The organism is Vibrio sp. A2-1 (assembly GCF_021728355.1).
In the GTDB taxonomy this organism is placed as follows: Bacteria; Pseudomonadota; Gammaproteobacteria; order Enterobacterales; family Vibrionaceae; genus Vibrio; species Vibrio splendidus_K.
In genome coordinates this window covers 112,982-128,574 of the sequence record NZ_JAKKCO010000004.1, presented here as the reverse complement: position 1 = coordinate 128,574, position 15,593 = coordinate 112,982, and the positions used below count along the sequence as shown (strand labels likewise).

The following is a 15,593-nucleotide window of genomic DNA, read 5'->3' as shown; positions in this document are numbered from 1 at the left end:
GTAAATCTTCTCAACTGGCTAATTTTTAACAGGTAAATGTATGCTGTCCATTTTTGATATCTATAAAATTGGCGTTGGGCCATCAAGCTCACACACTAACGGCCCAATGATTGCGGGTTTCCATTTCACTCAATTAGTCGCGGATAAAATCACGGAAGTGGTTCGTGTTCAAGTCGATCTTTATGGTTCGTTATCGTTAACCGGAATAGGGCACCATACCGACAGAGCAACCATCTTGGGTTTGCTTGGCAATAAGCCAGACACGATTAAGATCACCAGCGCTAATGAAGCGATGCGTCTTGCTATCGATAGTGGTGAAATGCAGTTGAATGGCCATCACACCATTGGCTTCAATTATCAAACCGACATGCTATTCCACGAAGATAATCTGCCTTTGCATGAGAACGGTATGATGATTACCGCGCTTGACCAAAGTGGAAATGTGATTGTTGATGAAACCTATTACTCCATTGGTGGTGGCTTTATAGCAACCGCGGATGAACTACAGAATGGCACTAAAACTCAAGTAGTAGAAGTCCCTTTCCCATTCAAAAATGCCGATGAAATGCTGAGAAAAGCAGAAGACAGCGGCATGAGCTTGGGTGGCATGATTCTGAAAAATGAAGCGGCTTTCCAAGGCGATGATGTTATTTCAGAAAAGGCCGATCAAATCTGGCGAGTAATGACTCGCTGCATGGAACGCGGATTTGAAACCGAAGGCATTCTTGATGGCGGTTTGAACGTGACACGTCGTGCACCGAACTTGTTGAAGAAGCTGGAAGCAAATGCGGCCGTTGAAAACGACCCAATGGAGATCATGGACTGGATTAACTTGTTTGCTTTTGCGGTGAGTGAAGAAAATGCAGCCGGCGGTCAAGTGGTGACATCACCCACTAATGGTGCAGCGGGCGTTATCCCTGCGGTGTTGATGTATTACCATCGCTTCATTAAAGAACTCGACACCAAGCAACTGAAAGACTTTTTGGCAGTATCGGGTGCGATTGGTATTTTATACAAAACCAATGCTTCTATTTCTGGTGCGGAAGTAGGGTGCCAAGGTGAAGTAGGCGTGTCGTCTTCTATGGCGGCAGCGGGTTTAACAGCGTTACGTGGTGGCAGCAATGAGCAGATCTGCATTGCGGCCGAAATCGCGATGGAGCATTCGCTCGGTATGACGTGTGATCCGATTGGTGGCTTGGTACAAGTGCCATGTATTGAACGAAATGCGATGGGTTCGATGAAAGCGATTAATGCTTCACGAATGGCTCTTAAACGTAATAGCAAAAGTCTGATCTCATTAGATAAAGTGATCGCGACTATGTATCAAACGGGTAAGGACATGAACAAGAAATATCGTGAAACCTCACTCGGTGGCCTGGCTCTGATTCATTTAGCTCACCCTTGTGAATAGAAAGCGTAAATAAACGATATCCGTTTCAAAATAACAAAGCCCGGCGCATCTAGATTTTAGATACCTTAGATAGCTGGGCTTTTGTTTTCCGCTTAAAGAAAAGGGCCGTATGGCGAAGTGAACTAGTCTCCAAGAGGAAGCAGATAGCTGTTTTTCAGTTCCTTAACCGAGATGTTGGATTGAAGCGCGCTCACGCCTTTTACTCGCCTGATCGAGCTAATACGCTCAAAGTACTCTTCCAAATCTTTAGCTAACACTTGCACCATGTAGTCGGCACCACCTGCAATGCAGTGGCACATCGGAATCCAATCGGTTACAGCAACAAATTCTTCGAACGGTTCGGTATTTTCAACCTCATGGTTGCCCAACGTAACTAAGGTAAAGCCTGCTACGTGCAAACCTAACTTCTTGCGGTTGAGTTTGGCGGCATAACCATCGATATAGCCGGTCTCTTCCATGCGTTTCCAACGACGCCAACATGGGGTTTCGCTGAGGTTAACCTTTTCAGCGAGCTTACTGTTGCTCATGCGTCCGTCTTGTTGGATATGTTCTAAGATGGCGATATCAGTGTCATCTAACACTTCTTTGGTGGATTCTTTCTGTTTCATGGCTTTTTTAGAAAAGTCTTGCTCAAATTTGCATTAATATTAGCCTATATAGCAATTTAATTCCTAGTCGAATCTGTAAACTCTCTCCGTATAAATACTTTACTTATTAGGAGTGAGAGGAAATGAGCTCTCAGTTAATGCTGGCGTTCTTGCTGTTTTCAATATCTATCGCAATTACACCTGGGGCAGGCAATATCGCATTACTTGGGATTTCAAGTCGTTATGGGTTTGCTGCGACTTTACCTTTTATCTCTGGGAACGCTGTTGGCATCATCATCGTACTGGCGGGTTCCAGTGTCGGTTTGGTGAGCCTATTTACCCTTTATCCAGAGCTATACAACATTTTGAAATACGCGGGCGCGGCTTATTTGCTGTTCATGGCGTGGTCGATTGCTAACATGCAAATCGAAGAAAGCACCACTGATAATCGCTCGGGCTTTATGTCTGGCGTATTGGTGCAGGTGTTAAACCCTAAAGGTTGGATTGCGTCATTAACTGTATTCTCACAGTTCATCACTCCAAACGCAGACTACCTGATTCAAGTAGTGACCATTATCGCGGGTATGGTTATTACCGGTGTGCCGTGCATGTTGGTGTGGGCGTATTGCGGCACCATGCTTAAGAAGTTACTGCAATCACCAAAACAGATGATGTTTGTGAACCGTTGCTTGGGCGGAAGTTTAGCGATGGTGGTTGCCTTTATGCTTTATCAACCAGCATAAAGCCTCTCTACAAATAAAAAAACCACTCCTAAATCCATAGGAGTGGTGTCTAAAAATCGACTAAGTGGTTAACAATAATTAGTAAGTTACTAATAACTCGCAAGTTAACAAGAACGTTTTAAGGAATGTTTGCTTAAAAGATTAAGCGGTTTCAGCTTCTTTAACCGGAGCTGAGTTACGGATTAGGTGGTCAAATGCACCTAAACTTGCTTTAGCACCTTCACCCATCGCAATGATGATCTGTTTGTAAGGTACTGTTGTTACGTCACCCGCCGCAAACACACCTTTCATTGATGTTGCGCCATGAGCGTTAATTTCAATTTCACCGCGTGGTGAAAGCTCAACTTTCGAACCCTTCAACCATTCACTGTTTGGCATCAGGCCGATTTGAACAAAGATGCCGGCAATGTCGACTTGCTTCAGCTCATCGGTGTTACGATCTTTATATTCCAAAGCTGTTACACGGTTGCCATCACCAATCACTCGCGTTGTTTGCGCCATCTTGATGATTTCAATGTTTGGTGTTGCGTTCGCTTTGTCGATCAGCACTTGGTCTGCACGCAGTGTGTCTGCAAATTCAAGTACGGTTACGTGTTCAACGATACCCGCTAAATCAATTGCCGCTTCGATACCTGAGTTACCGCCACCAATAACCGCTGTTCTCTTACCTTTGAACAGTGGGCCGTCACAATGTGGGCAGTAAGCGACACCTTTATTGCGGTACTCTTGCTCACCCGGAACGTTCATTTCACGCCAGCGTGCGCCTGTACTGGTGATTACCGTGCGAGATCGTAATGTTGCGCCGCTCTCTAGTTCAACGTGGATGTAGCCGTCTTCTGTGTCTTCGGCTGCTATGATGTTCGCAGCGCGCTGCTCGGTTATTACCTCAACACCGTACTCTTTTACGTGCTCTTCTAAGCTTGCGACTAACTTAGGACCGGTGGTCGCTTTTACTGAGATAAAGTTTTCAATTGCCATGGTATCCATTACCTGACCACCGAACCGGTCAGCAACAACACCAGTGCGAATGCCTTTACGTGCCGCATAAATTGCCGCCGAAGAACCTGCAGGGCCGCCGCCTACAACCAATACATCAAACGGTGCTTGTTCGTTTAGGTTGGCCGCTTTCTTTTCTGCTGCGCCTGAATCGACTTTGTTCAAGATTTCAGCCAGTGACATACGTCCTTGACCAAATAGCTCACCGTTAATAAACACGCTTGGAACTGCCATGATGTCGCGAGACTTCACTTCGTCTTGGAATGCGGCGCCATCAATCATGGTTGTCTTAATTAGAGGGTTAATCGCCGACATCATGTTGAATGCCTGAACCACTTCTGGACAGTTTTGGCACGATAGCGAGATGAAAATCTCTACATTAAGCTCTTGATCGAGTTCTTTAATTTGCTCGATTACGTCCGCTTCAAGCTTGATAGGGTGACCACCACTGTGAAGCAGTGCAAGTACCAGTGATGTGAACTCGTGACCCATTGGCAAACCGGCGAAACCGATCGCAGTGCCTTTCTCTTGGTTCACTACCTGCATGATAGGGCGGCGAGCACTTGCGTTATCATCTCGAATTACTTCAATTTTGTCGGTGAGAGAGGCGATATCATTCGCCAGATCTTGAAGTTTGTTCGCGGTATCGCTGCTATCAAGGCTCAGCACTAACTGAACATTGGTTTTTAGGTTTTCTAAGTATGCTTTTAGCTGCTGCTTCATTGCTTGATCTAACATAATCGTGCCTGCTCTTAAATTCTGTGTCTTGGTATTGACCAATACCTTCTTGCTGAAAAAGGAAAAATAAAAAGGGGGGCGCAAGTCGGCAAATATTGTGGTGTTGATGGTTTGAAAGGGTGGCGCGCAACTGCCCTTTAGGAGGGAGGCCGAAGCGCGCCTGTAGAACCGTTTAACTGTTCTGCTTTATTTGTTCTTTCTTGGCTATTTTTGTTTAGCTAGGCTTAGATTAAATCTTGCCTACTAGGTCTAGAGATGGCGCTAGAGTCTCTTCGCCTTCTTTCCATTTAGCAGGGCAAACTTCACCTGGGTGAGCGGCTACGTATTGTGCTGCTTTAACCTTGCGTAGTAGGTCTTCAGCGTCACGGCCGATGCCTTCAGCTGTGATTTCCATTGCTTGGATAACGCCTTCTGGGTCGATTAGGAACGTTGCACGGTCTGCAAGGCCCTGACCTTCACGCATAACGTTGAAGTTGTTGGTGATGTTGCCTGTTTGGTCGCCTACCATGAAGTATTCGATAGTGCCGATTTTGTCAGAAGTATCGTGCCATGCTTTGTGAGAGAAGTGCGTGTCAGTTGATACTGAGTAAACTTCTACGCCGCGAGATTGAAGCTCTGCGTATTTGTCTTGTAGGTCAACTAGCTCAGTTGGACATACAAACGTGAAGTCTGCTGGGTAGAAGAAGAATACAGCCCACTTGCCTTTAACGTCTTGCTCAGTGATTTCTACGAACTCGCCGCTTTTGAATGCTGTTGCGTTGAATGGTTTGATTTCTGTGTTGATCATGATTCGACTCTCTTTCTAATTTGTAGTGTTTAACGCTATCCCGCGTCGATGGAGATATATTGCATTCGCACCGGAAATTAGTGAAATCGGACATTTCTATAGATTCAATAGGTAAATCCTATCTTTGAAAGAACAAGACTATCGATAAAAGCTATCAACAAGAATTATCAACAGAACTTATCAACAAAAGCTATCAAAGTGGGCAGGGCTCTATTTGGGTAGCTATGCTCTTTAGGTTGTTATCTATTTAGGCTTATCTCTATTCACGCAAACGTCTATTCACGTAAACATCTATGTAGGCATGGCTTCTTTAAGTGAGAGGAGGTTTCATGCTAATCGATAAATAACGAAATATTATCATTAATATAATTTATGATAATTTCAGTTAATCACGGTCTCTCCCTATACTCTCTTCATCGAAACGAAACATCGAAGCCAGTCTTCGAAACGCACAGAATTAAAAACGAATTTGGAGCAAGTTATGAAAATGAACCACGTAGGCCTAATGGTTGGCGATATGGACAAAGCAGTTGAGTTTTACACGAAAGCTTTAGGTCTAAGAATCGTAATGAACAACACCAAAGTGATGGAAGAGCGCGAGTCAGCAATCGGCCGTATGTGTATCGCGGTATTTGGTGAAGGCTTCAAAGGCTTCAACATTGCTCACCTAGTCACATCTGATGGTATTGGTGTTGAGCTGTTCGAAATGAAAGAGCGCCAAGAGCGTCACGACGTTGATTTCTCTCGCTTAGGTATCTTCCACTTCTGTCTACAGCTTCCAAAAGAGCAGTTTCATTCAGCGATTAAGCGCGTTGAAGAGTATGGCGGAAAGGTTCGTATGGACATCATGCGTTACCACCCAGAAGACGAACTAAAACAAGCACAAATGGTTTACCTAGAAGACCCGTTTGGTAACCTATTCGAATTCTACTCGCACACATATGAAGATACGTACGCGACTGATTACGAGTAATAGCGTTACCTACCTGTCATCAGGTAGAAATACCGAAACACCCCCTAAAAAGGATTGGTAGAGATACCAATCCTTTTTTTGTTTGTAGGGCTTTATTTAGGAATGTCGGATAAACCTTCGGTTGCACTAAAACAAACCGACAGTGTCGCTCTATAATGCAGCATTGGCTTGAACGAAAGCTTAACTAATTGATAAGTATAATGTTAAACCGTTGGCATATATGTTGCTCTATTGCCTTTATGTAAATTGTATACAATAAAAAATACATAAAGGAAGTCACATGGAACAGAACAGTGAATTGATCTACGGATTAGACGATCGACCATCAGTCAAAGCAGCCAGCTACGCGGCGCTGCAGCATGTATTAGCCAGCTTTGTTGGTATTATCACACCCACGCTCATTATTGGCGGTGTCTTAGGATTGGGTGAACACATCCCTTATTTGATCAGCATGGCACTGATGGTGTCAGGGGTCGGTACTTTCATTCAAGCTAGAAAAATAGGGCCAATTGGCGCAGGGATGATCTGTGTTCAAGGAACCAGCTTTGCATTCTTAGGCTCAGTGCTGGGGGCGGGCTTCCTTGTTAAAGCGAATGGCGGTGGCCCGGATGAAATGCTCGCCACCATTTTCGGTGTCTGCTTCTTTGGTGCATTTGTTGAAATCGTCCTATCGCGCTTTATCGAAAAACTTAAAGTCGTTATCACGCCTGTTGTGACCGGCATCGTTATCACGACGATTGGTGTCTCTTTGATTAAAGTTGGCGTCACTGATATCGCGGGTGGTGTTGGCGCAGAAGATTTTGGCTCTGGAAGCAACCTAATGTTAGGTGCAATTGTGCTCGGAACCATAGTGGCACTTAACCTAAGCAACAATACCATGGTTAGGCTATCGTCTATTTTGGTCGGTCTGGTTGTCGGGTGGGGCGTTGCTATTCTAATGGGTAAGGCACCCATGGTTTCTTTTGCCTCTCAACCACTATTGAGAATTCCTATTCCGTTTAAATATGGTTTCGCTTTTGATTGGCAAGCCTTCCTTCCGATTGCTTTTATCTACTTGATTACCGTTATTGAAACAACCGGTGACCTTACCGCCAACAGCATGTTCTCAGGGCAGCCAGTTAAGGGGCCAAAATACATCAATCGACTCAAGGCGGGCGTGCTAGGTGACGGTGTGAACTCGCTTATCGCCGCGGTATTCAATACTTTTCCAAACACGACTTTCAGCCAGAACAATGGCGTGATCCATTTTACGGGGATTGCGAGTCGCTACATTGGTTACTTCATCGCGGCCATTCTTTTTCTATTAGGGCTATTTCCTATCTTAGGCGCGGTATTAATGACGATTCCAAAGCCAGTATTAGGTGGGGCGACATTGGTGATGTTCGGTACGGTTGCCGCGGCGGGAATCAAGATTATTGCTAGTGAGAAGCTGGATCGCCGCAGAATCATGACGATTGCCATTTCATTAGGTTTAGGCCTTGGGGTCATGCTAGTACCGGATTTATTGAAAGAAGCACCTAAGCTAGTGCAAAGCATATTTGGCTCACCAGTCACGATGTCGGGTGTTGCTGCTCTGGTGACTACTGGGTTGATGTCTCTGGTTCCAGAAAACAAAACCAAGCCTGTGGCAAGTTCGGTACAAACCAGTAAAGCATGATTATTTTTAGAACCAAGAACGACTTAGTGATGTAGAGCGTCGCTAAGTCGTTAAATTACGGTGTCTTGTGTTTCCCCATCAAGAGCTACACCCCCTTCAGTTTATAACCCAGATACAGAAGCTAAACAGCAGTTCCGAAATGCTCCGCAAGAAAATCCAAAAATACTCGAACCTTGCTTGGCACTAGCTGGCGATTTTGATAAATCGCGTATGTGCTGGTTTCATAGTTACACGGGCTAAAAGTAAACTCGGGAAGTAATTGCACCAATTTCCCTGTATTAAGTTCTTGTTCAATCGCCCATTGTGGGAGCAGAGCAATACCACCACCGTTCAGTATCAATTGCTTTTGCCCGTTCACAGAATCGACTTCCATGTAATAAGAGAGGTCGATTTTTTGCGGTTTACTATCCAATACAAACCAATCGTGCCAACCCTTATAGCCATAAACCAAGCAGTCGTGTTTTGCCAAATCTTCAACGTGTTGAGGGGCCTTGTTTCTTCTTAAATAGTCAGGGCTGGCGCAAAGCGCAAAGTTGTTTTGGACGAGCTTCTTAGCGATCAAATTAGAATCAGGCAATCGGCCACTGCGGATAGCGATATCCACATTTTCCTCGATTAAATCGACCACTCTTTCTGTTATTTCAATTTCAACGTTTACCTCAGGAAAAGCAGCCCGAAAGATAGGAATAAGTGGCAAGATTTTGCTCTCCCCAAACGCGACGGTCGTGCTTATCTTGAGGCTTCCTCTTGGCGAGTGGTGCAATGCGCTGACGGCTCGTTTCGCTTCATCAAATTCGCCTGTAATGCGCTTGGAATATTGATAGAACAATTGACCTGCTTCAGTGACTCCCACGTTGCGCGTCGAACGCTCTAACAGCCGTACATTGAGTTCTTCTTCCAATGCGGAGAGCTGCCTTGAAATAGAAGAAGGCTGAATATCAAATATCCGACTGGCTTTGGAGATACTGCCCTGTTCAACCACGCAGTTGAAATAGGCAAGACGATTGAAAAGGCTCATGTGCATTACTCATTAAACGATGGTTTCGATTCTTCCAAAGCGGAGCTTTCTGATGAGTCCAGTTCATGCCCGAAGTGAAAGTGATATTGATGTCTTTGCTGTTCTTTAATTATAGATTAATTGCTTTTAAAGCAAAACTGAATTGCCTTTCGGCAGATTCAAACCTCTGGTTGTTGTCTCTATGATTCCTAACATCATCACTAACAACGAGCAATAACCATGAATACAATTAGAACAGCCACTATTGCAGCCTGCTTTTCGGTAACAGCCCAACACCTGATTGAAAAGCTCATTACGAGCGGAACCCGCGTCGTGGCCTTTGGGCGCATCGGTGATGAAGTAAGAGCAAAAAGCCTAGAAGAAAAATACTCGGGTCATCTAACCGTGTTATTGGGAGATCTTACTGATGAAAAGCAAAGCCAAGAACTTGCTGCCAAGGCATCTGAAATCTTAGGTCATATAGATGCTCACTTTCATTGTTCTGGCATTTATACCTGGAGCCATTGGACTGACGTGGAAGTGAGTAAAATGTCTGACTTGTGGAATGCGAACTTTATGACGGCGTTTGTCTTCGGAAGAGAAATATTCAAATTAATGGAATCGCAGGGAGGTGGTTCACTGATGTTTGTTTCTGCCCGTGATACCGCGCGGAATATACCCGCAGGGTTTGGCCCTTACATGGCGTCTAAAATGGCATTAAACGCGTTGGTAGAGAGCCTAGCGGCAGAGGGATCTTCATCCAATGTTCAAGTGAATGCGGTATTGCCGACCATTGTTGATACTGAAGTGAATCGACAAGCACTTCCTGAGGCTGACCACTCTACATGGGTAGATCCAGCCGATTTGGCAGAGTTAATGATTGAGCTGACTCAACCGAGTAAAACCTATCTAAGTGGCTCGCTAATAACCGTCAACAACAAGATGCATTAACAGTGGGTTAATAGGATTAGTAGACTAATAGATTTGGATGGCGTTGTGCTATCTGCAACAAATTAGAAAGCTGAAACAGCTTCTAAAAAGGATTGGTAGAGATACCAATCCTTTTTTGCATTTTTTGGGGGAGAGGAGGACGGCACTTCATTCGAAGTGGGACACAAATGATCTTGTCTTCGATTGCTGTTTGATTTGGGGTTATCTGCACTGTGTGGTTAATAAGCAACCAAATTTAAGACGTTGTTAAAGTTGACGTTTTGACGATAAAACCTTTCAGGAATATGACGGAAGAAATCATCGTTCATGAAAACATTGGTAAATCATACCGAATGGCAGCCTTGACTGAGTAGCGACTATACTCAGAAACATACGGCTGAACCAACAATAACGAAAACAGAGAAACATGCAGAGATTAGCTCACCCAAATCACATGAAAAAATCACATATTATCTTTACCGCTCTTATTCTTATGATACTAGCCGGATGTACCTCAACGTCGGCTGTCGGCAGTTCTAAAACAAAGGAATATGCCAAGTCACATGCTCTTGCTGGTAAAGCTTCTTGGTATGGCGATAAATTCCATGGAAGGCTCACAGCAAGTGGTGAGACGTATAATATGAATGCAAATACTGCGGCTCATAAAACCTTGCCCTTCGGCACTATCGTGAGAGTGACCAATGCAAACAATAATAAGTCTGTCGATGTGAAAATTAACGATCGAGGCCCTTATGTAAAAGGCCGCGTTATCGATCTTTCGCACAAGGCGTTTGCAAGAATCGGCAATGTTAAGCAAGGCACCGTGCCTGTCAAAATCGAGATTATTGATGACAGCAATACCTTTAGGTACAAACACTAATTGTCTCTAAACCTGTACTGGTTTGTGAAACTCAAAGGATTGGTAGAGATACCGATCCTTTTTTGTTTTTTGGGCAAACCTAACGAGATCCAAATTACATTTCGTTACTTACTGAAGTAAATCTGAAACATCGCTGACATGGTTTTGAAATTTTTAATAGCTAGCTTATTGGGTTCTAAAACGAATCCAGAAAAGGAAATACCCGTGAAGCTAACACCTGTCGTTGCTGCCGTAATTATGTCTTTCAGTTCAGCAAGTTTTGCTTTCAGCTTGCAGCAATCTGCCAATGAAAACAGTGAAGATCTCGTATGGACGGGGCACCTTAGCCCAGACAGCGACACGGTAATGTCTGCGATGCTCGCGGCTCATATTTATGGTGGTACGGCGACAGTGCCTGAGCCTATCAACCCTGAATCGACGTTTATCTTGAACTACTGTAATGCAGAATCGCCACGAGTAGAGACAGATTACTCTCCATATAGAGTAGGGCTGGTGGACTTCAACCAAGTGACTCAACTAGCGCCAACCATCGACCAAGCATCTATTGTTGCTGTGGTCGATCACCATGCGATTGGTGGCTCACCGATTAATACGCCACAAATTGTTGAGATGGATATTCGAGGCTGGGGATCGGCTGCAACTATTCTGGCTGACAACGCTGAAAAGCTTGATGTGACTTTACCTAAGCACCTTGCTTGTGTCGGCTTAGGCGCGATTCTTTCTGATACCGTGGTGTTCCAATCATCAACCACCACTGAACACGATCGTGAATACGCAGAGAAACTGGCAAAGGTTGCAGGCATTTCAGACATCGAAGACTTCGGTCAACAGATGTTGATTGCTAAATCAGACCTTAGCCACCTTTCATCTGAAACCATACTGACGCTGGACTACAAGAACTTTAAGTACGGTGGCAAACAAGTGGGCATCGGCGTTGCTGAAACACTAACCGCTCAACAACTGATTGACCGTAAAGATGAGCTTTTGGCAGCGATGAAGTCTTATAAAGAAGAGAACGGCTTAGATCATCTGTTCTTCTCAATCACAGACACGAAGAACAAAGAAGCGAATCTACTGTGGGTGGATGAAAGCGACTATCAAGTCATTAAATCGGCTTTCAACGCTGAACCAACAAGCGATATGCTGACCCTAGAAGGTGTCACTTCTCGCAAGCGTCAGATTGGCCCAGCGGTTCAAAAGGCAATTGAAAGCTTGTAGAGAGTAAGAGCCGTTATTTTATAAATAAATTCTGAAAGGGATTGGTAGAGATACCAATCCCTTTTTTGTTTGGGTGTCTAAATGGGATTTGGACAGAAATGAGTATCGGAGAACCAAGTATTAGCAAATCACGAATTAGCATAAGTATGGAAAGTCACTAAGCTCACTGTCCAGTATTGATGGTGCACATCATTGTCTTGCTTTTACACAAATCTGACATTGATGAATGCCATAAGCTATCGATATAAATATCAACATATTGTATTATTACATCCGTATTTATACTTATTAGGATTTTCTATGTTGATTCACGAATTTTCGAATAAGGACGTTACCGCTGAGCATGTAATTTTGGCTCAAGCAATACTAGCAGGGACTGCTCAAGGTGATAAAAGTAAAGCACAGCGCTTTATGATTTTTGTAAATGAGATTCCCGATGCGCCGACTGTGCAAAACCTGATTCCTCGCTTTAGTCAATTTATGAAGCGCTTTAAAGCCAGCTGACATTCAGAATACGTTACACAGGGATGTGTAATTAAGATCACCAATTCCCCCCTAACCACTACCTACTTTTAAACTCTATCTGACCCTATGCTCGCTCTATATCTAGCTATTATTGTCGGAGGACAATAGAGTTTGATCAATTTTAAAAACGTTTCTGGACATTTTTAATTTACGTCGACGGACTAACTTTCACCCTATTAATAACTTTTAGTATCCAAAAGCATAATCAGGCACTACTTATCTCTGTTCCTGAGATTCAAAGAAATGGACAAAAACTTCCATCTTCAACCAGTTGTGTTAGATTCATATTATGCACTTTTTCAGCATAACAGGCAGATTATCCTTAGAAATACTTGTCCCCTGAAATAAATTTCAACTCGAATCGAAACTTATAACTAAATCTACCATTAAAAAACCTCTAAGATTTCCTTATAAGTCTCGTGTCTGACAATACTACGGCCTTCAGACAAGAGAAAGTTTTTCAGAACGTCGTAAGCTAGCGGATTATTGGCAATTTCTCTGGCCAATTGCTCAGGTATTATTCCTTTTGAATCTTCAATCTTTAGTAGCTCAGGTCTCTTTTCAATTAATAGTTCAATTATAGGCAGATCGCCCATGCGAGTTGCCGTATGTAACGCTGTTGCACCTTCTTCGTTAATTAACGTTGCATCACAGCCATGCTCTAGTAGAAGTGACGCAGATTTACAACATCGGCTAGCCGCAGCGGCATGAAGCGCTGTTCTACCCGTGAAATCTTGAAGATTCAGATCTGCGTTAGACTTCAACAATGCTTTTACCGTTTGATAATCTTTGTTGTTTGCAGCAAACATCAAAGGCGTCTGATATTTAAAGTCTGTAATATTAACAATTTCTGGCCATAGCTCGATGACCTTACGGATACCTTGAATCATCCCATTACAGACATCACTAATTTCATTAGCAATGTCTGTTGGAACCATCTGCTTGTTATAATTTAACTTCCGAAGCAACTCGTAGCTCATCTTCATCATTAGCAAAATGATGCTATCTGCTTGTGGATATTTCAGTTGTTTCTTTTTTAAAGCTTCGTGTTTTTTAAGTACTAGCTCAATGGAACGTCCATTTTTTATACACTCTGCGAAATCACGACTAAACTTTTCAATATCGCTAGAACAAGAAGCAAAAAGCAGTTGATAGTTAGGATAGCATTGATACAACTTTTCCCAAAAATACTCATGTAATTTACGCGAAACGTCATAAATATTAGGTTCTCCTTTCAGTCCGCCCAAGTAGTACATGTCTCTAAAGTACTTTTCGTGATTATTAGGAATGAGTTTTTGGTTTGCTATAGCCAATGTGAATGCATCTCTAGCTAACAATCCTCTAAACTTTCCAAAGCTGTATTTCTTACATTCATCGATAGCCAAATTAAGATTTTTTTCTGCTTCTTTAAGCTTGTTCTGCGCAATATAATGAAGAGCTTCATAACGTAGTATATTTGCTTTTGAAAATTCAAAATCATCACAGTTTTTCGCCTCATCTAGCAAAGCAGATACCTTTTCTTCGGTTTTTAAACCAAACTTATTAAGGAGTAGATGAGTTTCTAGTTCAAATAATATTCGCTTCATCGACTCAGTAGGTGTGGCTTCTAGAAATTTTAACCTTTCAACAATCATGTCACCTATATTAGGATTTGAATATTGATTCGCCTGAATAATTCTAGCCTCATATACTAGATCAAAATCATCAATATTCTGTAATTGTTTAAATGGAGATTTGTTTTGTTTTAGCTTATCTATTAAAACATCTCTACGCATAAGGTAATTATTTGAATAATCACCTTCTTCTTTTATAAGTTTACACATTTTTTTAAATTCACCTTGAGACGTAGGAAAGACATTATCTAATATATCCTCTTCTCCAGAGCGGCTAAAAATACAATTAATTCTATCTAAAGTACTCCATGGGATATCGTGCTCATTGTCTGAGGTGAAAATTCGCAATAAATCGTACCTAAAAAAGGAAGGAAGTTGTTCTTCAAAATACTTATTTTCCGCATGGTCTCCTAAACTTCCCTTTTGAATATGAGCCAAAAAAGTCAGGTTATATACATAGTTGTAAAGTTCAACTAACTGAAGTGTTTTATTTTCATTTAAGTCAAAAGATAGTTTATCGACTCCAGGTGTTAAATACTTAACTAATTGCTCATATCCCTCTTGAATAGCTCTGGCTATCAGCAACCTCATACGTATCACTTTAGAGCTTGGTGCCTGATATCGTACTTTTAGTTTCTGTACAAAATCTTGCTGCTCCGCTGCTGGGCATTCACTCCTTAATATTCGCTTTAAGTCTTCACAAGAAATATCTATTTCATGCTGTAAGTCATCATAAGACAAACCTTTTTTTTCAATAAAATCTAGAGCCTGTTTAAATTGCGAAGACTTTTCATCAGGCTCAAAACAGCCACCAAACTGTATATTCACTTCGTCCGAAAACGTTTTCTCGATACTTGATATCTCAGGGGTACTCTTGGATTTTTGCCAATTGTAAAGATTCCTTAATACTTTTTCGTATTTATCCACACTATCTAGATCGTTGTTTAAATTATTAGCAATAGATGTTTTGGTGTTTTGGATTAAGTCGATAAGCCAATTCAATACCTGCGGTACAGGGAGAAGAAGTTGCGTAGGTTCAATCGGAGAATCTACGGCTGGAAGATACCAAAACCGCCCGCCAGGCATACCTTCATCCATTTTTGATTCAATTTGCCAAAATACCGTATGTCTCGCTAGAGCTGGTATGATAACCCTGGCTAAATAATGCCAAACGATTTTTCTTTGTGACGCCTTTGAAGAATAAACATTAAGCTCGATGTTCTTGTGCATCAAGTAATCGTCTGTAACATTGGAGATCAGATCTTTTTTCGCTCTTTCATCAAGCCCTAAAGCATCCGCTATATCACCCAAAATACTTTCCCAAGTATTAGATAAATTATCCATCGTCATCTCGACATATTTAAACTTGCTTTTCGATTTTGAAGTCATCTGACCATTAGCGCCAAGCGCTTTAGCAATCTGAAGAAGTACCGATTCGAAGGTTGGAAAAGTAGCCACTGAATGTCCTTTTATTGTTTCGTTTTCCGCTAGAAAAAGAAAATTGAGGGGGGGGGATTTTGCTTTTCATTTTTCTACAG

General features: G+C 42.6%; 13 protein-coding genes. 8 read left to right on the top strand and 5 right to left on the bottom strand.

The features are described from left to right. Nucleotides 1-40 precede the first annotated feature (40 nt). Nucleotides 41-1,411: an L-serine ammonia-lyase gene (locus L3V33_RS15065; protein WP_114633166.1), complete on the top strand. Its 1,371-nt coding sequence runs from the start codon at nt 41-43 to the stop codon at nt 1,409-1,411. 122 nt (nt 1,412-1,533) lie between these two features. Here L3V33_RS15065 and L3V33_RS15060 read toward each other — a convergent pair whose 3' ends face one another. Beyond that, nucleotides 1,534-2,019 carry an Lrp/AsnC family transcriptional regulator gene (locus tag L3V33_RS15060; protein WP_054546735.1) on the bottom strand — a complete coding sequence of 162 codons (486 nt, stop codon included), beginning with the start codon at nt 2,017-2,019 and terminating at the stop codon, nt 1,534-1,536. A gap of 122 nt (nt 2,020-2,141) precedes the next feature. Here L3V33_RS15060 and L3V33_RS15055 point away from each other — a divergent pair, with 122 nt between their 5' ends. Continuing rightward, nucleotides 2,142-2,741, top strand: a complete 600-nt coding sequence (locus tag L3V33_RS15055; RefSeq protein WP_017073522.1) for a LysE family translocator — start codon at nt 2,142-2,144, stop codon at nt 2,739-2,741. A 141-nt stretch (nt 2,742-2,882) separates the two neighbouring features. Here the strand turns inward: L3V33_RS15055 and ahpF are convergent, their stop codons facing one another. Together ahpF and ahpC are read right to left on the bottom strand one after the other, a co-directional pair. Continuing rightward, the gene (gene ahpF / locus L3V33_RS15050; protein WP_237290742.1) at nt 2,883-4,475 is read right to left on the bottom strand and encodes an alkyl hydroperoxide reductase subunit F; all 1,593 of its coding nucleotides are present in this window, start codon (nt 4,473-4,475) and stop codon (nt 2,883-2,885) included. A gap of 229 nt (nt 4,476-4,704) precedes the next feature. After that, complete coding sequence (gene ahpC / locus L3V33_RS15045) at nt 4,705-5,262, bottom strand: alkyl hydroperoxide reductase subunit C (RefSeq protein WP_237290741.1); 558 nt, start codon at nt 5,260-5,262, stop codon at nt 4,705-4,707. 481 nt (nt 5,263-5,743) lie between these two features. Between ahpC and L3V33_RS15040 the strand changes: the two genes are divergently transcribed. Together L3V33_RS15040 and L3V33_RS15035 are read left to right on the top strand one after the other, a co-directional pair. Then, nucleotides 5,744-6,235 (top strand): VOC family protein, encoded by a 492-nt coding sequence (locus L3V33_RS15040; protein WP_029224848.1) that lies wholly within the window; start codon nt 5,744-5,746, stop codon nt 6,233-6,235. Between the two features lie 280 nt (nt 6,236-6,515). Continuing rightward, nucleotides 6,516-7,892, top strand: a complete 1,377-nt coding sequence (locus L3V33_RS15035) for a nucleobase:cation symporter-2 family protein (protein WP_237290740.1) — start codon at nt 6,516-6,518, stop codon at nt 7,890-7,892. A 121-nt stretch (nt 7,893-8,013) separates the two neighbouring features. Here the strand turns inward: L3V33_RS15035 and L3V33_RS15030 are convergent, their stop codons facing one another. After that, on the bottom strand, nt 8,014-8,910 hold the full coding sequence (locus tag L3V33_RS15030; RefSeq protein WP_237290739.1) for a LysR family transcriptional regulator: 897 nt from the start codon (nt 8,908-8,910) through the stop codon (nt 8,014-8,016). Nucleotides 8,911-9,129: 219 nt separating this feature from the next. Between L3V33_RS15030 and L3V33_RS15025 the strand changes: the two genes are divergently transcribed. The 4 genes from L3V33_RS15025 (at nt 9,130) to L3V33_RS15010 (ending at nt 12,421) form a co-directional block, all read left to right on the top strand. Further along, entirely contained in the window at nt 9,130-9,840 is a 711-nt protein-coding gene (locus L3V33_RS15025) for an SDR family oxidoreductase (protein WP_237290738.1), read from the top strand. A 406-nt stretch (nt 9,841-10,246) separates the two neighbouring features. Continuing rightward, on the top strand, nt 10,247-10,699 hold the full coding sequence (locus L3V33_RS15020; protein ID WP_237290737.1) for a septal ring lytic transglycosylase RlpA family protein: 453 nt from the start codon (nt 10,247-10,249) through the stop codon (nt 10,697-10,699). 204 nt (nt 10,700-10,903) lie between these two features. Beyond that, nucleotides 10,904-11,917: a manganese-dependent inorganic pyrophosphatase gene (locus tag L3V33_RS15015; RefSeq protein ID WP_114633172.1), complete on the top strand. Its 1,014-nt coding sequence runs from the start codon at nt 10,904-10,906 to the stop codon at nt 11,915-11,917. A 300-nt stretch (nt 11,918-12,217) separates the two neighbouring features. After that, nucleotides 12,218-12,421, top strand: a complete 204-nt coding sequence (locus L3V33_RS15010) for a hypothetical protein (RefSeq protein WP_004736343.1) — start codon at nt 12,218-12,220, stop codon at nt 12,419-12,421. A gap of 407 nt (nt 12,422-12,828) precedes the next feature. Here the strand turns inward: L3V33_RS15010 and L3V33_RS23255 are convergent, their stop codons facing one another. Continuing rightward, entirely contained in the window at nt 12,829-15,513 is a 2,685-nt protein-coding gene (locus tag L3V33_RS23255) for an ankyrin repeat domain-containing protein (protein ID WP_237290736.1), read from the bottom strand. Between the last annotated feature and the right edge of the window lie 80 nt (nt 15,514-15,593).